Annotated in this window: 19 protein-coding genes; 11 read left to right on the forward strand and 8 right to left on the reverse strand. The window is 69.9% G+C overall.

Annotation, left to right across the window (positions count from 1 at the left end; genetic code table 11):
• Positions 1 to 36: 36 nt before the first annotated feature.
• The 4 genes from ACTWP9_RS35745 (at position 37) to ACTWP9_RS35760 (ending at position 1,882) form a co-directional block, all read left to right on the forward strand.
• The gene (locus tag ACTWP9_RS35745) at positions 37 to 282 is read left to right on the forward strand and encodes a hypothetical protein (protein WP_443250492.1); all 246 of its coding nucleotides are present in this window, start codon (positions 37 to 39) and stop codon (positions 280 to 282) included.
• Between the two features lie 316 nt (positions 283 to 598).
• On the forward strand, positions 599 to 997 hold the full coding sequence (locus tag ACTWP9_RS35750) for a hypothetical protein (protein WP_443250493.1): 399 nt from the start codon (positions 599 to 601) through the stop codon (positions 995 to 997).
• Positions 994 to 1,554 (forward strand): hypothetical protein, encoded by a 561-nt coding sequence (locus tag ACTWP9_RS35755; RefSeq protein WP_443250494.1) that lies wholly within the window; start codon positions 994 to 996, stop codon positions 1,552 to 1,554. The genes ACTWP9_RS35750 and ACTWP9_RS35755 overlap by 4 nt, the downstream gene beginning before the upstream one ends.
• Positions 1,555 to 1,690: 136 nt before the next feature.
• Complete coding sequence (locus tag ACTWP9_RS35760) at positions 1,691 to 1,882, forward strand: hypothetical protein (RefSeq protein WP_443250495.1); 192 nt, start codon at positions 1,691 to 1,693, stop codon at positions 1,880 to 1,882.
• A gap of 44 nt (positions 1,883 to 1,926) precedes the next feature.
• Here ACTWP9_RS35760 and ACTWP9_RS35765 read toward each other — a convergent pair whose 3' ends face one another.
• On the reverse strand, positions 1,927 to 2,175 hold the full coding sequence (locus ACTWP9_RS35765; protein WP_443250496.1) for a helix-turn-helix transcriptional regulator: 249 nt from the start codon (positions 2,173 to 2,175) through the stop codon (positions 1,927 to 1,929).
• Positions 2,176 to 2,247: 72 nt separating this feature from the next.
• Positions 2,248 to 2,406, reverse strand: a complete 159-nt coding sequence (locus tag ACTWP9_RS35770; protein ID WP_443250497.1) for a hypothetical protein — start codon at positions 2,404 to 2,406, stop codon at positions 2,248 to 2,250.
• A gap of 1,694 nt (positions 2,407 to 4,100) precedes the next feature.
• Between ACTWP9_RS35770 and ACTWP9_RS35775 the strand changes: the two genes are divergently transcribed.
• Complete coding sequence (locus ACTWP9_RS35775) at positions 4,101 to 4,379, forward strand: hypothetical protein (RefSeq protein WP_443250498.1); 279 nt, start codon at positions 4,101 to 4,103, stop codon at positions 4,377 to 4,379.
• 670 nt (positions 4,380 to 5,049) lie between these two features.
• Positions 5,050 to 5,475 carry a hypothetical protein gene (locus tag ACTWP9_RS35780; RefSeq protein WP_443250499.1) on the forward strand — a complete coding sequence of 142 codons (426 nt, stop codon included), beginning with the start codon at positions 5,050 to 5,052 and terminating at the stop codon, positions 5,473 to 5,475.
• Between the two features lie 184 nt (positions 5,476 to 5,659).
• Here the strand turns inward: ACTWP9_RS35780 and ACTWP9_RS35785 are convergent, their stop codons facing one another.
• The 4 genes from ACTWP9_RS35785 to ACTWP9_RS35800 all read right to left on the reverse strand — a co-directional run bounded on the left by ACTWP9_RS35785 (position 5,660) and on the right by ACTWP9_RS35800 (position 10,384).
• Entirely contained in the window at positions 5,660 to 6,421 is a 762-nt protein-coding gene (locus tag ACTWP9_RS35785; protein ID WP_443250500.1) for a metallophosphoesterase family protein, read from the reverse strand.
• Between the two features lie 240 nt (positions 6,422 to 6,661).
• On the reverse strand, positions 6,662 to 9,037 hold the full coding sequence (locus ACTWP9_RS35790; RefSeq protein ID WP_443250501.1) for an FtsX-like permease family protein: 2,376 nt from the start codon (positions 9,035 to 9,037) through the stop codon (positions 6,662 to 6,664).
• A gap of 13 nt (positions 9,038 to 9,050) precedes the next feature.
• The gene (locus ACTWP9_RS35795; RefSeq protein ID WP_443250502.1) at positions 9,051 to 9,863 is read right to left on the reverse strand and encodes an ABC transporter ATP-binding protein; all 813 of its coding nucleotides are present in this window, start codon (positions 9,861 to 9,863) and stop codon (positions 9,051 to 9,053) included.
• Entirely contained in the window at positions 9,860 to 10,384 is a 525-nt protein-coding gene (locus ACTWP9_RS35800) for a PadR family transcriptional regulator (RefSeq protein WP_443250503.1), read from the reverse strand. Before ACTWP9_RS35800 ends, ACTWP9_RS35795 begins: the two co-directional genes overlap by 4 nt.
• 176 nt (positions 10,385 to 10,560) lie before the next feature.
• Here ACTWP9_RS35800 and ACTWP9_RS35805 point away from each other — a divergent pair, with 176 nt between their 5' ends.
• The 5 genes from ACTWP9_RS35805 to ACTWP9_RS35825 all read left to right on the forward strand — a co-directional run bounded on the left by ACTWP9_RS35805 (position 10,561) and on the right by ACTWP9_RS35825 (position 17,393).
• The gene (locus ACTWP9_RS35805; RefSeq protein ID WP_443250504.1) at positions 10,561 to 11,856 is read left to right on the forward strand and encodes an ABC transporter substrate-binding protein; all 1,296 of its coding nucleotides are present in this window, start codon (positions 10,561 to 10,563) and stop codon (positions 11,854 to 11,856) included.
• A 238-nt stretch (positions 11,857 to 12,094) separates the two neighbouring features.
• Positions 12,095 to 13,765, forward strand: a complete 1,671-nt coding sequence (locus tag ACTWP9_RS35810; RefSeq protein ID WP_443250505.1) for a glycoside hydrolase family 13 protein — start codon at positions 12,095 to 12,097, stop codon at positions 13,763 to 13,765.
• Positions 13,762 to 15,099, forward strand: coding sequence for an ABC transporter substrate-binding protein (locus tag ACTWP9_RS35815; RefSeq protein ID WP_443250506.1), 1,338 nt, complete (start codon positions 13,762 to 13,764; stop codon positions 15,097 to 15,099). The genes ACTWP9_RS35810 and ACTWP9_RS35815 overlap by 4 nt, the downstream gene beginning before the upstream one ends.
• Before the next feature lie 12 nt (positions 15,100 to 15,111).
• The gene (locus tag ACTWP9_RS35820) at positions 15,112 to 16,506 is read left to right on the forward strand and encodes an ABC transporter permease subunit (RefSeq protein ID WP_443250507.1); all 1,395 of its coding nucleotides are present in this window, start codon (positions 15,112 to 15,114) and stop codon (positions 16,504 to 16,506) included.
• Positions 16,503 to 17,393: a carbohydrate ABC transporter permease gene (locus ACTWP9_RS35825; RefSeq protein ID WP_443250508.1), complete on the forward strand. Its 891-nt coding sequence runs from the start codon at positions 16,503 to 16,505 to the stop codon at positions 17,391 to 17,393. Before ACTWP9_RS35820 ends, ACTWP9_RS35825 begins: the two co-directional genes overlap by 4 nt.
• 130 nt (positions 17,394 to 17,523) lie before the next feature.
• Here the strand turns inward: ACTWP9_RS35825 and ACTWP9_RS35830 are convergent, their stop codons facing one another.
• The gene (locus tag ACTWP9_RS35830; RefSeq protein WP_443250509.1) at positions 17,524 to 18,066 is read right to left on the reverse strand and encodes a DapH/DapD/GlmU-related protein; all 543 of its coding nucleotides are present in this window, start codon (positions 18,064 to 18,066) and stop codon (positions 17,524 to 17,526) included.
• A gap of 136 nt (positions 18,067 to 18,202) precedes the next feature.
• Positions 18,203 to 18,393, reverse strand: a 191-nt coding sequence (locus ACTWP9_RS35835; protein ID WP_443250510.1) for an IS3 family transposase, incomplete at its 5' end; no start/stop codon positions are given.

Consider the following 18,393-nt stretch of genomic DNA (forward strand, 5'->3'; position numbering starts at 1 on the left):
TGTGGTGGATCTGCTACCCGAAGTCGAGGACCGGCAATGACGCTTGGATCAGCCCCAGCGCGCGGCGACTACCTGGTGGACGAGGCTACGCGGCAGTCTGTGCCGCCCGAGCCCGCATGGGTGGGGCGTGTCCAGACGGTCATCGACGCCGAGCACGTCCGGCTGGTCACCCCGCACGGCACCGAATGGACCGCCCGGGTCGAAGACCTGACCGCCGCCTCGGCCGCACAGCGCGCCGCCTACGACGCCGCTGTCCCACACCGCGTGGGAGCCCGACCGTGAGCACGCTGAAGCTGCGCATCTCTCGCGACGGTGGCCGCACGTGGAGCCGATGGCGAGAGCTGCGCGGCGGCAAGCGCTGCGCCAAGAGCATGACCTTCCCGCCATGCCGCTGCCCGCGCTGCCGACCAGAGCGAGGCCGACGATGGTGGGCCCGCAATGCCTCCTGAACCCGCGGCCATCGCAACCCGCCGAGGCACCTGGTACGGCACCTGCCCGCGCTGCAAACGCCCCCTCAGCCTCACCAGCGACCGGAAGGACCAGGTCCGCGTCGTCAGCAGCCGCTGCCGCTGCGCGGCCTTACCGAAGGACAAGCCCCGTGCCTGACACCCGCCATGACATGGACCTCCGCCGTCAGCTGCGCGTACAGCTCCACCGGCACGGACGGCGCGCCGTTCAATCCACCTTCCTCCAAGGGGCGTGGAAGACGTCGAAAATCGAGGCCCGCGCCAGGACGCTGACCCATCTCGCGTGGCACACCCGAAACCGCAGACTGACATGGCCGGCCGGAGACGCCCGCCGGTACGCCATGACGCTGCAACAGGCCGCCCGCGGGTGCGACGGCGGCGGAGTCGACGTCGTGCCGATCGACCATCTCCTAGCCACCGACTGGCCCGTGCAGATGGAGGCCGCCCTGGCGCTACTCGCCGCCATCCCCGCCCGAGACCGCCGCACCGCCCTGCCCGTCGACTGCGCCGAGCCCGGAGACACGCCATGACCGATCACATCGCCCTCCTCGGCCTGGTAGTCGACAGGCTCAACCTCGTCGGCTACGACGCCAGCACGCCCCCGCCTCGCGCATGGATGGACGCCACCGCCGACCAGCGGGCCGAGACCCTGCCCCACCTCGCGTGGCAGGCCCGCGACACCGAAGCAGGTGAACCCGCCACCGACGACGCCAGCCGCCTGGCGCTGTGGCTATGGCGCGAGGCCACGATGTGGCGGATGACGCTGCTGCCCAGAGCACCCTTCCGCGTACCGCCCAGCTACATCTGCCGCGTCAAGCCCGAAGTGCAGATGGACGGCGCAGTCAGGCTGCTGGCCGCCGCACGCACCGGCGAACTGCCGCCCGGCCCATACCGCTGCGCCGTCTGCGAGACCACCCGAGACCTATGGCTGATGGAATTCCCGGGCGAGTCAGGACCCGGCTGGGACGAGTGGCGCTGCGACCTGTGTCGTCGGCTGTCTATCGACCCGGGCGACGTGCCCGAATCCGTGGAAGTGATCTACCGCAGGCACCTGCAGCGGCTCGCGGACCGCTTCGAGCGCCCATGACCCCCGCCCCGGCCGGAGCGACACCGAAACCCGCGGTCGTCCCGTGAGCGGACCGGCCGGAGTGGGCCACATGTAGCTGTGCCGGTGCGCTCCGTGCTGGCCAAGTGAGTCGAGGAGGAAGAGAGGATGAGCGACGATGGCACGCCGCGCGAGTCGGTCACGCCTGGGTACGAAGACGTGGCCGCCCACTTTGGCGGGCATCAGCAGCAGGAAGGCCACCGCCTCCGGCGCCGCGCGCACGAAGCTGTTCGGCGGCGTCCCCGCCTTCCTCGTCCCCTCCCAGGACGGCCGACGCGTCGCCTGCTGCGACTGCATCCGCGGCTCGTAGCCCTCTGGCCATCCGTGCCTCCCCCGTCGCGGGTGGCCAGGGCCCTACTCGTCCGGCAACAGCTCTGACGGTGGACGGCCGAGGACGTGGGCGATCCACAGGAGCCGGTCCGGTGGGGGCGATGTGATGCCCAGTTCAAGCCTCACGATGGTGCGCCGCTCAACGCCGACGCGCTCGGCCAACTGCTCCTGGCTCAGGTTGGCCCACAGAGGCGCGTCCCGGATGCGCCGGCCGACATCAAGGCGCTGCTGGGTCAGCCAGTTGGGGCGCTCATCATCGGCAAGTGCGTGCACCCATCTACGCTCAGGGCGAAAGCGAAGCCGTCAGTGCCACGGTGACGCCCCTGCCAGTCGGCCAGCCCGAGATCAGGTGAGCAGTCCGACCTCAAAGGCTTTGCGGGTCTGCTCTGAGGTGAGCTTGTGCTGTTTGTGGTGACCGCGGGTGTTGCTGCGGAAGACGCCCAGTCGGATGTGATACCGACGGCCGTCGGTGTCGGTGACGGTCTCGGCGTGGGGGCGAGGCACACCCGAATGCTATTTCCAGAATCCTGAAATTCTGTCAACTCAGCTTCTCGCCAAGCTGGCAGATCTCATCGGCCCGATCCAGATCCGCCTCATCCAGCGGGCGGACTGATACCGGGGCCGCGCCACTCTTGTGCTCCGCTGCTGGTGGGACCATCACTCTCTCCTTCCTGCCCCCGTTCCATCGCACCACGGAGGCGTGCCGCAGGCGAGGTGAACGGTCCGGCGACACCCCCGAGGATCGAGGACCAAGCCGGTCTACCTTGCCTTTCCGCGGGAACCGCAGCAGGTAGCCGGCGCCGACGACCACCATGGCCGCCTGGAGCGTCCTCTCCGGCTCCACAGGATGTAGTCATCACACAGTGATGACCTATAAGCGACTCGGATCGGCTGCTACGGGTGCCGACGCTCAGAAAAGCCACGCCTACCCGGGATGGGGAGTCAGCCGACGGGTGCTGTCCGTTCTCGTGAACATCGACCTTGCCGCCGGGCGGGTGCCTCCCAGAGTGCTGAAAAGACCGCTGTATTGGTCCGTGAACAAAATCACGGAGCCGGGGCGTACATGTCGCCTACGCGTCGTCTATTGGTCATCGGCCGGTTGGTGCGCGTCACCTACCCGTCTGCGGGGCACGACCAGCGTCTGGCTACGCGGCAGCCTGGTCCCGGCCGACGCGTAGCCAGACGCTTGGTGTCAGGGCTGACGCGCAGGATGCCCCCGCGGTTGCCGCGTCGACCTGGCCGGGGTAGCGCGGCAACGTGGCCGGCCCCACCAGCTCGACGGGCGCGCACCCTCGTACCCGCCCCTGCCCCTTGTGGTGCCTTCCAGAGAGATGTCGGGCTGCCGTCTGGCGCTTACCACGGAGGCCGAGCTGGGCAGACGCCGCCGTCTCACGGACAGTGATGCGACACCTTCTGCGACCCGCAGCCAGACCTGCAGGACGCCCGCCCCCCCGGCTGCCCCCGTCCCGCCCCTGTCCGGCAGACAGGGCACAGACAGAGTGCGGAACAAGGGCTGAGCTGAGCGGACAGGGGATATCGGCCCGAATCCAAACCCCGGGCTCCGGCGGCAAAATCCCGGCCACGGGGGCAGGACTTCAACCTCCCCGTTCCAGGAGGAGGTGTCGGGGCGCGGGCCGGGGTTGCCCATGGATCTGGTCTGCGGCGATACCGCGCGGCGGCAGGGCAACCCGAAACCAGCCGCCCAACCAGTGACGCAACCAGTCGCACAACCGGACAGGCCCGCAGCGGACGGCGGGACGGGACCGACTTCGCACGGTGCCCACCGAGAGGGGGTGCATGGCGGGGAGAGACGTGGCAGGGAGCGGCATTGGGAGACCCAGGCTTCGTATTCGCCGCGGTGATCTGCGACGGCACGGGCGCTGCCGAATCCCGCAACCGCGGTCTCGACAGTGAGTGCCTCTTCGATGGGGTCAAGGTTCTTCCGGTCGAGGTTCTCGGTGGCGACGGCGTCCAGGAACGTCTTGCGGTCGACGGCCACCTCTTCGCTAATGACCGCTTCGATCGTGGCCAGGTTGCCCTGGCGGGCTGCGCGGAGGTGGCGCTCTCCGTTGGCCAGCATGTAGGTGGCCTCCCCCGCGTGCTCTGCCCGTTCGGGGAAGCAGCGCAGGTAGGAGACGCGTGGGACAACGACATTCGCCGGTGCCCGAACCAGCCACTCACTCCCCTGGGGAGTTCCTGTGACCACCAACGAGAACACGCGCGTCGTGGACGGTCGGCACGTGATCAACCGGGCGTGGATCGCCGACCACGCCGGCGTCAGCGCCCACATAGTGAAGTACTGGTTCCGCACTGCCAAGGCTGACACCAATCCTCCCGCGGGCGTCGCGACCCTCGACCGGGTCCAGTACTGCGACCGGAGGACGTCGAGGACTTCCTCGAACAGAGGGCAGCGGCCAAGCGGGCATCTGTCACCCCCACCGATCCCCAACTCTTCGAGGGCTCCGACGACGACCTGATCGACATCAACACCGCAACTCCACGGTTCCACTACTCCGGCCCGTCCATCATCCGCGCTCACCTACTGCACAAATTCGGGTACTTCCCCAAGTCGGCCGGAAAGGTGAAAGGCCGAGCGGACGGATGATCCCGGCCTTCCGCCGTGGTGACCTGATCGACTTCGACAAGCATCGCGACGGGGACAACACCGGTGTGTCGGGGGCGCCCGCTGGCACGCCTGAGCCTACCGCCGGACGTGTTCCCCTCGCGTTCTTGAGAGGATCGAGGTCGCTCGCGACTACCTCGTGGAGATCGGCGGGTGGCGCCATGGCGTGGCGGTCGAGCTTGCCAACCGAGCCGGAGAACCGGTCGAGCAGTGGGAGCGCGCGGTCAAGGAAGCCCGCCAGCAACTGCACGGCGAGTGACCGGGGTACGCCACCGTTCACCCAGCCCTCTCGGCAACCGCTCACCATGTTGAGCGTCCCTTCCGCAAGCTCGCGCAGAGCCTGCTGACCAGTGCCGGTTGCCGCTCACCACGGCCTCTGAAGCCGTGGTGAGCGGCGCCCGGCACCTGTTGTGACGACATCGAGACGCAGGCCCGGTGACCGTGGTGAGTGCGGCGGTGAAGCCCGGTGACTAGTCACGCTCTATGCGCACTTCGCCTCCCGGGCGGAGGTCGTGGACGCGGCGATGAGCCGCGCCATCGACCGGGGCAACGAAGTCCTGGACACGGTCGACCTGACCGGTGACCCGCTGCTCGCCCTGGCCCGCTACATCGAGGCAGGCTGGCACCTGGTGGCCCAGGCGCGGGCGCTGCTCGCCGCGGCGCAACGGGAACTCTCCGCAGGACGCATCCGCGAACTGCACGCCGGACCCGCCGCCCGCGTCGAGGCGCTGGTCGCCCGCGGCCGCGCCGAGGGCACCTTCCGTACGGACCTGCCGGTCGCATGGATGGTCAATGTCCTGCACGCGGTCATGCACAGCGCGGCAGAGGAGATCCGAGCCGGCCGTCTCGCCTCCGACCGCGCCGCCGACCACATCACGGCCACCGTGCTCGCCGCCTTCACGCCGCCAGGCAAGCCCGTGCCCGAGAGCGGCGGCGCGGCCCGTCCTTGACCTGAACCGAGGAAGCCGCGAACGCCGAAGAGTCCGCGGTCAGTTCACCTGGTGACCGCCGTCTCCGGGAGGCGCGCCAGGACAGCCCTGGGCATTGACCGCAGGGACGCTGGGGCTGGTCCATGCCTGCGAGGCAGATCGCAGGCTTCGGTCGGTGGTTCGAGAGGATGGTGGGTGCGCGATGTCACGGTGCGTCACTGCGCCCGTCCCGCGGCGCGAAGGCTTCGAGAGCGTCTGCGTCGGTCGCCCTGGCGTGAAGGAAGTAGTCGGCCCACTCGGCGATTTCGGGGTAGGAGGAGTCCTGCGTGACCTGGGTGATGGCGGCCTCCACGTCGAAGCCGGTCGATCGTAGTTCGACGCCGGGGCCCAGCAGCGCCCAGTGGGCTCCCGTCCGCCCATAGGGCATGCCGATGCTGCCGGGGTTGATCACGAGTCTGCCGTGGGCGAGGCGGACGAACGGCATATGGGTATGTCCGCAGACCACTGTGCGGACATCGGAGTCGAGCTCGCTGAAGACCTCTCGCCAGCGGTCGAGGCGTGAGTCCACCAGGACGACCTCTTCATCGTCACGAGGGGTGGCATGGCAGAACAGCACCTTTCCCAGGCCGCGCACTGGCAGCGAGAGCGATCGGGGCAGCCGGTCGAGAAGGTCGAGGTGGTCTTCCCGTAGCTGTGCGGCGGCCCAGGGAGCAATCGGATCGGGAATCGAGTCACGTTGGCCGCGGCGGTATTCGAGGAGTTCCCGGTCGGCGTTGCCGCTGATCCAGACGACGCGGTCGCCGAGACCGGCCAGCAGGTCGAGGACCTGGGTCGGCTGCGGACCGGCGGTGATGTCGCCGGTCAGCACGATGCGATCGGCGGCGCTTACGTCTGGTTCGGCGAGCACGGCCTCCAGGGCGGGCAGGACTCCATGGATGTCGGACAGGATGGCTACGCGATTCAGCATGGTCACCACTGTGGGATGAGGTCCGCCGGGAGGCGGGACCGTTCGCCGGCCGCGTAGTTCACGGGAGGGCGGCGTCGAACCCGGATGAGCGCCCATGTCGAGGCGTCTCTGCCGACACCAGGGCACCGTCGCCGACCTGGTCGCCCCTCCAGCCGGTGACCACGCCCTGCCGGGTGGCCTCCCAGATGGTCAACTACCGGGGCGGGGCACCCCTTTCACAGCGCCTGAGCCCCGGGCCGGTCAGAGCGAGTCGCCGAGGGTGTCCGCGAGTCGCTGCCGTACGGCGCGGGAGGCCGGGAGCAAGGAGACGGCGACCGCGCCCAGCACCACGGCGGCGACCAGGACGAACAGCGCAGTGAGCGGGGGCTGTTGGGCGATTCCGGCGCCGATGCCGCTGGAGCGGCCCTGCAGGTCTATCAGCCACCGCGACACGAGGACGCCGACCGGAGTTCCGACCAGCGCTGCGGCCAGTGCGGTGAAGCCGGTCCCGGCCACGATCACGGCGATGATCTGCCGCGGAGTCAGTCCGATGGCCTTGAGGGCCAGCAGGTCCCGGCGGCGGTCCCGTACCCCGGCGGCGATCGTCGTCGACAGCTCGGCGAGCCCGATCAGTGCCAGCACGGTGACCAGCCCGCCCAGCACCCCGCGTACGGCGGACAGTTCGTGCACCGGGTTGGGGATCTCCCTGACGTCCAGCCGCCCACCGGCTGCCGACGAGAGCCCGGCGCCGGCGGCGGGGTCGGCGTCCTCGTCCAGGACGAGGTGGTAGAAGCCGGGGTGCGGTGCGACGCCGCCATCGCGCAGCGTGTCCAGGGTGGTCGAGAGCACCCGGCCGTCGTCCTCGGGCTCGATGCTGCGTCCGACGATGTGCAGCACCTGCGGGTCGCCGCCGACCGTCACCCGCACCCAGTCGCCGACCTTCACATGCAGCAGATCGAGCAGTCCCTGCCCGGCGACCGCCTCGTGGGACCGGTGGGGGGCGCGTCCCTCGGGGATGGTGAGGGGGTAGGGGTCCCGGTCCTTGCCGAGGCCGCGGAGCGTGATCGTGCTCGTCTGGCCGGGCACCAGCGCCTTGGCCTCGGCGCCCGGGTAGGCAGCGGAGACCTCCGGCCGGCCGGTGAGCATCCGTTGTACGGCGTCGTCGTCCAGCCCGTCGCCGCGCACGGTGAGCGCGGCGGGGATGCCCGCCTTCTCCGGATTGTGCTCCAGACGGTCGAGGGTGGTCCACGCGCCGAGGACGACGGTGATCAGCAGTAGCGGCACGGCCAGCCGCGCGACCGCGGCGAAGGACCGCGCACGGGAGTGGAAGGCTCCCCTCCAGCCGAGTGCGAGCGCGGGCGGCAGCCGCAGCCCGAGGGCGCGCCGTACCGTGCCGGGCATCCGGCGCACGGCGGGGGTCGCCGGGCGGGCGACCGGCACCGGCGATACGCGGCCGACCCGCCAGGCGGCCAGCGCGGTCGTGCCGGTGATCAGGAGCAGCGCACCGAGCGGGATCGCCAGCGGAACCCAGGCGTGGGCCGGGAGCGCCTGCCACAGGCCCATCGCCTCGCCGAGCCGACCGGGCATCCGCGGACCGAGGGTCTCGGCGAGCACCGCGCCGCAGGCTACGCCGAGCAAGCCGAGCGCCGCGTGTTCGAGGAGGAAGGTGCGGATGAGCTGGCCGGGGGTGAAGCCGATGGCCTTGAGGATCGCGATGTCCCGCAGGTGGCCCCGGATCCGGGTGCTGATGGCTCCGGCCACGGCGAGCGAGGCAGCGAGCAGCGCGCTGAGGCCGAAGAGGCCGAGGAGCAGCCCGAGCAGCCGGCCGCCGCCCTCGGCGTCGTGCCGCGCCTGCTGCCAGGTGGAGACGGTGACGACCTGGTCGTCGCCGAGCTCGGTGACAGCGCGCTGGACCGCGAAGTCGGTGTCCTCCGGGTCGTCGAGCCGCAGCCCGATGATCTGCTCGAGCTGGGCGGACTCCGGCGCGACACGTTGCAGAGCCTTCGGCAGCACCCAGCCGACGCCGGGGGTGCGGCCCGGGCTGTACCGCTCCTCGGCTGTCTCCGCGACGCCGGTGACGCGGAGGTCGTGGACGCTACCGTCGGAGCCGGCGACGTGCAGCACGTCGCCCGGCTCGGCCCACAGCGCCCGCGCGAGCGAACTCTCCAGGACGACGCCGTCGGAGGCTTTCGCGCCCGCCCGGTGCTCGCCGGAAGTGGCGGCGGAGGCCCGCGCCTTCCCAGCGGCAGCACCGGCCGCGGTGTCGTCGTCCGTCAGCCAGCGGCCCTCGGTCACGAGGGGCCGGGCCACCTTCGGGGGCGTCGGGCCCGCACCGCGGAGCTGGATCCTCGCCCTGGTGCCGTCGAGTTCCACGCTGGCGGACGCGGTGCTGAAGGGGCGGGAGGCGGATTCGACCCCGTCGAGTCCGGCCAATGCCCCGGCGTCGGCCTCGGCCGTGGTCTGGATCCATACATGGGCACCGTTGGACTCGGTGAACACCCGCTGCCAGGGGCTCGCCCCGTACGCGAGGAAGGCGCCCGACAGCAGCAGCGAAACGATGATCCCCGCCGTGGCGAGCACCAGGAACAGCGCCTCGCCCCAGTGCGCCCGCAGATCGGCCCGCATCCAGCGGCCCATGGCCCGCACTGCGTCAGCCCTTCAGCTCGAGCGTGCCGGACACGCCGCCTTCGGGACGGCGCGACGGGGCTCCGCCGCCGCCCAGCGCAGCGTCGTCGACGATGCGGCCGTCGAAGAGACTGATCACCCGGTCCGCTGCGCTGGCCACCCGCGCGTCGTGGGTGACCAGCACGATGGTCTGGCCGCGCGCGTGGTAGCGGGACAGCAGTTTCAGCACCTCGCGGGTGCCCTTGCTGTCCAGGCTGCCGGCCGGCTCGTCGGCCAGCAGCAGGCTGGAGCGGTTGACCAGCGCGCGGGCGAGCGCGACGCGCTGCTGCTCACCGCCCGAGAGCTCACCCGGGGTGCTGTTCTCCTTGCCCTCCAGGCCGAGATCGGCCAGCAGTTCCGCGCGCCTGTCACGGGCCTGGCGCGGAGTGCTCCCGGCGAGCAGCGCGGGCAGCTCGACGTTGTCGGCCACGGTCAGATGGGAAATGAGGTTGAAGAACTGGAAGACGATGCCGATGCGGCGGCGGCGCAGCACGGCCCAGCGCGCTTCGCTGTACGTGTCGACCCGCTCACCCTCCAGCCAGATGCGGCCGCTGTCCGGCGTGTGCAGCCCGCCCAGCAGGTGCAGCAGGGTGGACTTGCCGGCTCCGGAGGGGCCGGTGATCGCGACGAACTCGCCGCGCTCGATGCGAAGATCCACACCTCGTACCGCCTTGACGGGGGTACCGGCCTCGGTGCGGTGCATTTTGACCACGGCCTCGGCCACGACGACAGGGGTGTCGGCGTCGGCCGGTATGCCGTCGCCGTCGGCGGCACGCACCTCGCGGTGCTCGCGGCTCATTCCAGCTCCTCCAGCTGTTCCAGCTCCTCCTGACAGCGCTCGAGCCAGTCGAGATCTGCCTGAAGGTGCAGCATCGCCCCCTCGATGAGCAGCTGTGCGACCCGGTTGTCCCGTTCCTCGGCCGCGGCCAGCCTGGACAGATCACGCATGGCGTTGAGGTAGTGACGACGCTGCTTGTTGATGAGGGCGACCTGGTCGGCCATCCCGGTGCCGGGGGCGACGGCGAGCTTCATGAAGAACTCGTCCCGCACCCGGGGTTCGTCGGTCGGTTCGTCGAACCACGCGGCCACCGCTTCCCGGCCGGCCTCCGTGAGCTGGTAGGTGCGCTTGTTCGGCCGACTCGACTGTGCGATGTCCTTGCCTTCGATGAGTCCGGCCTTCTCGAGCCTGCCGAGGGTGACGTAGACCTGCCCGATGTTGGGCTGAGGGTACGCGGCGCCCAGGAGCTTCTCAAGAGCCTGCTTGAGTTCGTATCCGTGGGCCGGGCCCCTGGCGAGCAGCGCCAGTAGGGGCAGACGCACGCACGCCCTCCTCCCTGGTCGCCGTTACCTTCTCGTCAGCTGTCCGCCCCCTGGCTGTGAGCCGGATCGCTCCCGCATATGTTCGCGGCATCTAGTATCGCGCATGCCTAACAGGTATACAGGGGCGCGGACGCCGGCGGGGACAGGCCGGCGCCAGTAGTGCCCGGGAGGAACCTATGCGGTGGACGCGGGCCGCGGGTAGAGGGTTCCTGGCCGCGGTGCTCATCCTCGTCGGCTACACCGGGACGGGTGCCCAGGCCGGGGACGTGGCGGTCGACGCCTCCCGTTCCGGCTCCGGGGAGGGCCGCGGCCCGCTGACCCTGGTGACGGGCGGGGACCTGACCGGCTATCTGCGCGGAGTCCTGGACGACTGGAACCGCGAGCGCCCGGCCGAAAAGGTCACCCTGGTCGAGCTGCCGGAAGGCGCGGACGAGGTCCGCGCCCAGTTGGAGAGCAGCCTGCGGTCCGGGAGCGACCGCTACGACGTGCTGAACATCGACGTCGCCTGGACCTCCGAGTTCGCCGCCGCCGGCTGGATCGCGCCGCTTGAGGCCGACCGCTTCCCCATCAAGCGCTTCCTGTCGCCCGTGGTGGACACCGCCACCTTCGGCGGCCGGCTGCACGCGCTGCCGTACGTCACCAACGCGGGGCTGCTGTACTACCGCAAGGACGTGCTGGACCGGGAGGGCGAGTCGCCGCCGCGCACCTGGGCCGAGCTGGAGCGGCTCGCCAAGACGGTGGCTCCGAAGTACGGACTGGACGGCTACGCGGGACAGTTCCTTCCGTATGAGGGGCTCACGGTCAACGCGGTGGAGGCGGTGCAGTCCGCGGGCGGTTCCGTCCTCGCGGACGAGGGTGCGCGGGTGACTGTGGACTCCTCCGCGGCACGGAAGGGCATCGGCTTTCTGGCCCGGGGCGTGCGGGAGGGCTGGATCCCGGAGGAGGCCCTCACCTACAAGGAGGAGGAGTCCCGCCGCGCCTTCGGGGACGGGAAGCTGCTCTTTCTGCGCAACTGGCCGTATGTGCACGGGACGGCGAGCGGGAGCGGCTCGAAGGTCGCGGGGAAGTTCGGGGTGGTACCGCTGCCCGGGCCCGACGGGCCGGCCGCCGGAGTGCTGGGCGGCTCGAACCTCGCTGTCAACGCGAAGTCCAGGCACAAGGAGTCGGCTGCGGACCTGCTCGCCTATCTGACCAGCGAACGGGTCCAGCGGCGGGTGCTCACCGAGGGGGCGCTGCCGCCGGTGTGGTCCGATATCTACACCGATCCGGCGATGGTGCGCCGTTATCCGTATCTGCCCACACTCCGGGAGAGCGTGCTCGCGGCCAAGCCGCGACCCAAGAGTCCGCGGTACGAGCAGGTGAATCTGGCCGTGCAGGCCGTCGTGCACGACGCGATGGCGCAGCGAGTGACGCCGAAGCGGGCGGTGGCCCGGCTGGCGCAGGAGCTTCAGGCGATCGTCCGCCGCGGCTGAGGGTACCCGCACGCACCTGGGCCATCTCGCGCCACCCGCCCCCTGAGTACCTACTTGTTAAGTACTGCTCAGTCAGTCTGCCGCCGCCCATCACCGCTTGCAGCCGCGAGATTCCTCCTTAAATCGGAACAATTAGCCGCAGCCGTCAGCTGATCTTGCGTCGATCCATTGACATCCGTTCTTCATCGCTACATAACATGCATGCAAAACGCGCCATCCACGAGAACAGGCTCCACGCATGCACATAGCCACGGCCACCACCACCCGGCGATGGTGGCGCGATGCGGTGATCTACCAGGTCTACGTCCGCAGCTTCCTCGACAGCACCGGGGACGGCGTCGGCGACCTGGCCGGGGTCCGCGCCGGACTCCCCTACCTCAAGAAGCTGGGTGTGGACGGGATCTGGCTCAGCCCCTTCTATCCCTCGCCGCACCACGACCACGGCTACGACGTCGCCGACTACTGCGACGTGGACCCGCTCTTCGGCGACCTGCGGGAGTTCGACCTCCTGGTGGCGGACGCCCACCGGCTCGGTGTGAAGGTCGTCATCGACATCGTCCCGAACCACTGCTCCAGCCGGCACCGATGGTTCCGCGCCGCGCTGGCTGACCGGCCCGGCGGCCCGGCCCGCTCCCGGTTCCACTTCGCCGACGGGCGTGGGCCGGAGGGCGAACTGCCGCCCAACAACTGGCGGGCCATGTTCGGCGGCCCCGCCTGGTCCCGGGTCACCGAGCCGGACGGCACGCCCGGCCAGTGGTACCTCCACCTGTTCACCCCCGACCAGCCCGACCTCAACTGGCGCGACCCGGCGGTCGGCCGCGAGTTCACCGACGTGCTGCGTTTCTGGCTCGACCGCGGCGTCGACGGCTTCCGTATCGATGTCGCGGCGGGGCTCTTCAAGCACCGGGCACTCCCCGACTCCCCCGACCCGGAGGCCGACGAGCGCGCCCGGGACTCGGTCAACCCGCTGGCCTGGAACCAGCCCGAGGTGCACCAGGTGTGGCGGGACTGGCGGGCGGTGTGCGACGAGTACGCCGCGCGCGACGGCGTCGACCGGCTGCTGGTCGGCGAGGTGTCCGTGCCGACCGCCCGCGAGCACGCCGAGTACGTACGCGCGGACGAGCTGCACCAGGCGTTCTTCTTCGACCTGCTCAGCGCCGAGTGGGACGTGGACGCCTTCCGGAAGGCCATCTCCGAGGCGCTCACCGACATCGCGGGCACCGGCTCCACCGTCACCTGGGTGCTCAACAACCACGACCAGGTCAGGACGGTCACCCGGTACGCCGGGGAGAGCACCAGCGTGGGTCCCGACCGCGCGCGGGCCGCGGCGCTGCTGATGCTGGCGCTGCCCGGTGCCGCGTACATCTACCAGGGCGAGGAGCTGGGTCTGCCCGAGGTGGTCGACCTGCCCGACGAGGTGCTCACCGACCCGATCTTCCGCAGGACCGGCAGCCGCAGTCGCATCCGGGACGGCTGCCGGGTGCCGCTGCCGTGGTCAGGTCACGCCTCTCCGTTCGGCTTCACCGCCGCCGACAGCACGGCCCGGCCGTGGCTGCCGCAGCCGGAGTGGTTCGCCGAGCACGCCACCGAGCGGGCGCTGGCCGACACCCGCTCCTTCTGGCACCTCTACCGCGACGGGCTGCAGCTGCGGCGCAGTCTGCCGCAGCTGGGCGAGGGAGATCTGCGCTGGCTGGAGACCCCGCCCCAGGTCCTTGCGTTCGTCCGCGGCGACGGTCTGGTCTGCGCCGTCAACTTCGGCCTCGACCCGGTGCCGGCGCCGGTCGCCGGTACCCCGCTGCTCGCCAGTCGGGACTCCCCGCCAGGCGTCCTTCCCGGCTCCACCGCCGCCTGGTGGATCAGCGATCTGCCCATCCACTCCGCCAACTCCCCGAAGGGAAACACACCATGAGCCGCACCCGCATCAGACACCGGACAGCGACGGCCACCACCGCGCTGGCCCTCGGCCTCTCCCTCACGGCGACCGCCTGCGGCAGCAGCGACGGCACCGCGAGCTCCGGCTCCCAGGAGCTCAAGGGCCAGACAGTCACGGTCGCCGGGGTCTGGACCGGCGTCGAGCAGAAGAACTTCAAGAAGGTACTGGACGCCTTCTCCGAGAAGACCGGTGCCACCACCAAGTTCATCTCCACCGGCGACAACGTCTCCACCGTCGTCGGCAGCAAGATCGAGGGCGGCAACGCGCCCGACGTGGTGATGGTGCCGCAGCCCGGTGTGCTCAAGCAGTTCACCGCCAAGGGGTGGCTGCAGCCGCTGTCCTCCAAGGTCCAGGCGGAGGCCAAGAGCAACTTCGCGCCGGTGTGGCAGCACTACGGCACCGTCAAGGGCACGTACTACGGCCTGTACTTCAAGGCGTCCAACAAGTCGACCGTCTGGTACAGCCCGGACGCCCTCTCCCAGGCCGGGGTCAAGCCCCCGCAGAAGTGGGACGAGATGCTGAAGGCGGGCAAGACGGTCTCCGACTCCGGGCTGCCCGCCTTCTCGGTCGCGGGCGAGGACGGCTGGACCCTCACCGACTGGTTCGAGAACATCTACCTCTCCCAGGCCGGACCCGAGAACTACGACAAGCTCGCCGCCCACAAGATTCCCTGGACCGACCCGAGCGTGGTCAAGGCCCTGACCACACTCTCCGAGCTCTTCAAGGACAAGAAGCTGATCTCCGGCGGCGGCAAGGGCGCGCTGCGCACCACCTTCCCCGAGTCCGTCGAGCAGGTCTTCGGCAACGACCCCAAGGCCGGAATGGTCTATGAGGGCGACTTCGTGGGCGCCACCATCTCCGGCGACCTGAAGAAGAAGGTCGGTGTGGACGCGAAGTTCTTCCCCTTCCCCGCCGTCGGGGACGGGAAGAACCCGGTGGTCGGCGGCGGTGACGCAGCCACCGTCCTCAAGGCCGGAAAGAACCGCAAGGCGGGGATGAAGCTGGTCGAGTTCCTGGCGACGCCGGAAGCGGCCGAGGTCTGGGCCGGCGCCGGGGGCTTCCTCTCCCCCAACAAGAGCGTCGACCCCAAGGCGTACCAGGACGACGTCACCCGCAAGACCGCCAAGTCGCTGATCGATGCCGGGAATTCCGTCCGGTTCGACATGTCCGACCAGGCCCCGGCCGCCTTCGGCGGCACTCAGGGCGCCGGCGAGTGGAAGCTCCTGCAGGACTTCCTGCGCGACCCGTCCGACCCCAAGGCCACGGCCCGAAAGCTCGAGGCCGCCGCGGCCAAGGCGTACAAGGACTGAGGAACGTACCCGATGCCAGCCACTACTGTGCAGGCCCCTGCCCGCCCGGCACCTCAGCCGGGCGGGGCGGGGCCGGGCGCCGGCGACCTCCGGAACAGCCCGCGCCGTCGGGCCGCACGCCGCCGGCGCCTGATAGCCCTGCTCTTCCTGCTCCCCGCACTGCTGCTGCTCGGCGCGCTGGTCGCGTACCCGATCCTCTTCACGGTCGGGCGCAGCCTCTTCGACGCCTCGGGCACGCGCTTTGTCGGTGTGGAGAACTACGCGGAGATGTTCCGCGACCCGGCGACGCTGAAGGCGATCCGCAACACCACCATCTGGGTCGTGGTCGCGCCGCTGCTGCTGACCGGTCTCGGGCTCATCCTTGCCGTCCTGACCGAGAAGATCCGCTGGGCCACGGCGTTCAAGCTGGTGTTGTTCATGCCGATGGCGATCTCCTTTCTCGCCGCGGGCATCATCTTCCGCGTCGTCTACGAGCAGGACCCCGACCGGGGGGTGCTGAACGCGGTCGCCGTCGGGGTGCACAACGCCTTCGACGAGAGCGCCGGCTACCCGACGGCGCGCCCCAAGGACAGCACCGCGCTGGCCAAGGGTTCGGACGGCTCGTACACGACCAAGGACAAGACCTCCCCCGGTAACACGGTCAACCTCGGCCTGGTCGGCGTCCCGCCCAAGGACCTGCCCAAGGACGCCGAGCCCGCCCATGACGCGGCGGCCGCCAAACCGGGCGGCTCCGAGTTGCGCGGTGTGGCCTGGGTGGACTTCACCCTCGGCGGGGGCGGAAAGCCGGGACAGGTCGACCCCAAGGAGAAGGGTCTGCCGAAGCTCGTGGTGGAGGCGGTCGACTCGCACGGAAAAGCCGTGGCCGAGGCGACCACCGCGGCCGACGGCTCGTACAGCTTCGGCAAGTTGCCGGCCGGTGACTACTCCTTGCGCCTGCCCGCGAAGAACTTCGCCGAGCCGTACGGGGGCGTGGAGTGGCTCGGGCCCGCGCTCATCACTCCGGCGATCATCGGCGCCTACCTGTGGATCTGGACCGGCTTCGCGCTGGTGCTGATCGGCGCCGGGCTCTCGGCCATGCCACGGGACGTGATCGAAGCGGCCAAGATCGACGGCGCGAACGAGTGGCAGATCTTCCGCAGGATCACCGTCCCGCTGCTGGCCCCGGTCCTCGGGGTGGTCTTCGTGACCCAGGTGATCAATGTGATGAAGGTCTTCGACCTCGTCTTCGTCATCGCGCCCGGCCCTGTCCAGCAGGACGCCAACGTCCTGGCGCTGCAGATGTGGCTGGTGTCCTTCGGCGGGGGCAACAACCAGGGCCTGGGCAGCGCGCTCGGAGTCCTGCTGCTGCTCCTGGTGGTCCCGGCCATGATCTTCAACATCCGACGCTTCCGCAGGAGCCAGTCATGACCGCCCTTCCCAGCACGGCCTCCCCCAAGAACGGGGGGCCGCGACGCGTCACCTGGCTGCTGCGGCAGCTGAGCCGCAGCGTGGTGCAGCTCGGCCTCGTGGTCGTCGGACTGCTGTGGCTCACCCCCGCCTTCGGGCTGTTCATCGGCTCGCTGCGGCCCGACGAGGACAACGCGGCGAGCGGCTGGTGGAAGGGGCTCACCAACCCAGGGAGCCTGTCCTTCGACAGCTACGCAGCGCTGCTGGACAACTCGGGCATGGTGGACGCCTTCTGGAACACGGTACTGATCTCGGTGCCCGCCACGGTGGCCGTCGTCGTGATCGCGGCCCTGGCCGGATATGCCTTCGCCTGGCTGGAGTTCCCCGGCCGCGACTGGATCTTCCTGATCGTGGTGGGCATGCTCGTGGTTCCGGTCCAGGTCGGCCTGCTGCCGGTGGCCAAGATGTTCGGCGCGGTCGGTCTCTTCGGCACGATTCCCGGAGTGGTCCTCTTCCACGTCGCGTACGGGCTGCCGTTCGCCGTCTTCCTGCTGCGGAACTACTTCGCGGAGATCCCCCGCGAGATGCTGGAGGCCGCCCGGATGGACGGCGGCAGCGAATGGCGGATCTTCCTCCGGCTGGTGCTTCCGCTGGGGCGGCCGGCGATCGCGTCCCTTGCGATCTTCCAGTTCCTGTGGGTGTGGAACGACATGCTGGTGTCCTTGATCTTCGCCGACGGCCAGGCGCAGCCGCTGACGGTGGCCCTGCAGTCGGAGATGCGGCAGTTCGGCAGCAACATCGGCGTGCTGGCCCCCGGGGCATTCTTGTCCCTGATCGTGCCGGTGGCGGTCTTCTTCGCTTTCCAGCGGCACTTCGTCCAGGGGGTCATGGCGGGGTCGGTGAAGTGACCGGCCTGACCCCACGTGCCGAACAGTAGAAACGCGGGGCGGGGCGCCACCTCACGGCAGGCGCCCCACCCCGCGTGCCTTTACGGCTGCGCACTGTTCGCCCAGCGCGGCGCGCCGAAGTCGGCCGGCGTCACCACCGTCGGTGCACGGCTGCCTTGGTGCCGGTCACCAGGCTTGCCGGGGGAACGTCGTCGGCCACGACCGCGCCGGCGGCGACCACGGAGTCACGGCCGATGCTGACGCCGGGCAGGATCGTGGCGCCGGCGCCGATCCACACGTTCTCCGCCACGTCGATGGGCGCGCCGGTGAGGTACAGCCGCCGTTCCTCCGGGTCGACCGGATGGCCGCCGGTGATGAACGCGGCCTTCGGGCCCACCATCACGCGCTCGGCGAGGCGGATTCCGGCGTAGTCCAGGAACGTGCAGTTCTGGTTTATGAACACGCCCTCGGCCAGGTGGAGGCTGAGGCCGTGGTCCGTGTAGAAGGGCGGATGGATCGTGACTCTGGCCGGCAGGGGCTTGCCCAGGATTTGTTCAAAGAGCTCCGCCTTCCCGGCTTCGTCGTCGAAAGGCAGGACGTTCAGGCGTGAGGTGAGCTCGGTGGCCCTCAGCACTCTTTCGGCCATTGCCTGGAACTCGGCGCTGTGAATGCGCATAAGACGGTCGCTGGGCATGCCACGACCCTTTCTCGTGATGTATCGGTAATGGGACAGAACTTGCTGGGATGCTTGCTGGGCTGCTTGATGGAGGTTGCCGTCAGCAGCCGGTCGAGTCAGCTGGGTCTGATGCAGGTTCGGGTGACAGGTTCGGTCATGCGGCTTGGAGGGCCGGTGTGGTCATGACCGTCTCGAATTCGACGGGTGTGAGCCGGCCAAGTGCGGCTTGTCTGCGGCGCCGGTGGTAGGTCCTCTCGATCCAGGACACGATCGCGGTCCGCAGTTCTTCACGGGTGGCCCAGGTCCGGCGGTCGAGGACGTTCTTCTGCAGCAGGCTGAAGAAAG

Source organism: Streptomyces sp. 3N207 (genome assembly GCF_052246355.1).
In the GTDB taxonomy this organism is placed as follows: domain Bacteria; phylum Actinomycetota; class Actinomycetes; order Streptomycetales; family Streptomycetaceae; genus Streptomyces.

Excerpts from the sequence above, each read along its gene's own strand:
- ACTWP9_RS35745 (WP_443250492.1), top strand. The coding sequence starts at position 37 with ATGACGCTTGGATCAGCCCCAGCGCGCGGCGACTACCTGGTGGACGAG.
- ACTWP9_RS35755 (WP_443250494.1), top strand. The coding sequence starts at position 994 with ATGACCGATCACATCGCCCTCCTCGGCCTGGTAGTCGACAGGCTCAAC.
- ACTWP9_RS35760 (WP_443250495.1), top strand. The coding sequence starts at position 1,691 with ATGGCACGCCGCGCGAGTCGGTCACGCCTGGGTACGAAGACGTGGCCG.
- ACTWP9_RS35780 (WP_443250499.1), top strand. The coding sequence starts at position 5,050 with ATGAGCCGCGCCATCGACCGGGGCAACGAAGTCCTGGACACGGTCGAC.
- ACTWP9_RS35785 (WP_443250500.1), bottom strand. The coding sequence starts at position 6,421 with ATGCTGAATCGCGTAGCCATCCTGTCCGACATCCATGGAGTCCTGCCC.
- ACTWP9_RS35790 (WP_443250501.1), bottom strand. The coding sequence starts at position 9,037 with ATGGGCCGCTGGATGCGGGCCGATCTGCGGGCGCACTGGGGCGAGGCG.
- ACTWP9_RS35795 (WP_443250502.1), bottom strand. The coding sequence starts at position 9,863 with ATGAGCCGCGAGCACCGCGAGGTGCGTGCCGCCGACGGCGACGGCATA.
- ACTWP9_RS35805 (WP_443250504.1), top strand. The coding sequence starts at position 10,561 with ATGCGGTGGACGCGGGCCGCGGGTAGAGGGTTCCTGGCCGCGGTGCTC.
- ACTWP9_RS35810 (WP_443250505.1), top strand. The coding sequence starts at position 12,095 with ATGCACATAGCCACGGCCACCACCACCCGGCGATGGTGGCGCGATGCG.
- ACTWP9_RS35815 (WP_443250506.1), top strand. The coding sequence starts at position 13,762 with ATGAGCCGCACCCGCATCAGACACCGGACAGCGACGGCCACCACCGCG.
- ACTWP9_RS35820 (WP_443250507.1), top strand. The coding sequence starts at position 15,112 with ATGCCAGCCACTACTGTGCAGGCCCCTGCCCGCCCGGCACCTCAGCCG.
- ACTWP9_RS35825 (WP_443250508.1), top strand. The coding sequence starts at position 16,503 with ATGACCGCCCTTCCCAGCACGGCCTCCCCCAAGAACGGGGGGCCGCGA.
- ACTWP9_RS35830 (WP_443250509.1), bottom strand. The coding sequence starts at position 18,066 with ATGCCCAGCGACCGTCTTATGCGCATTCACAGCGCCGAGTTCCAGGCA.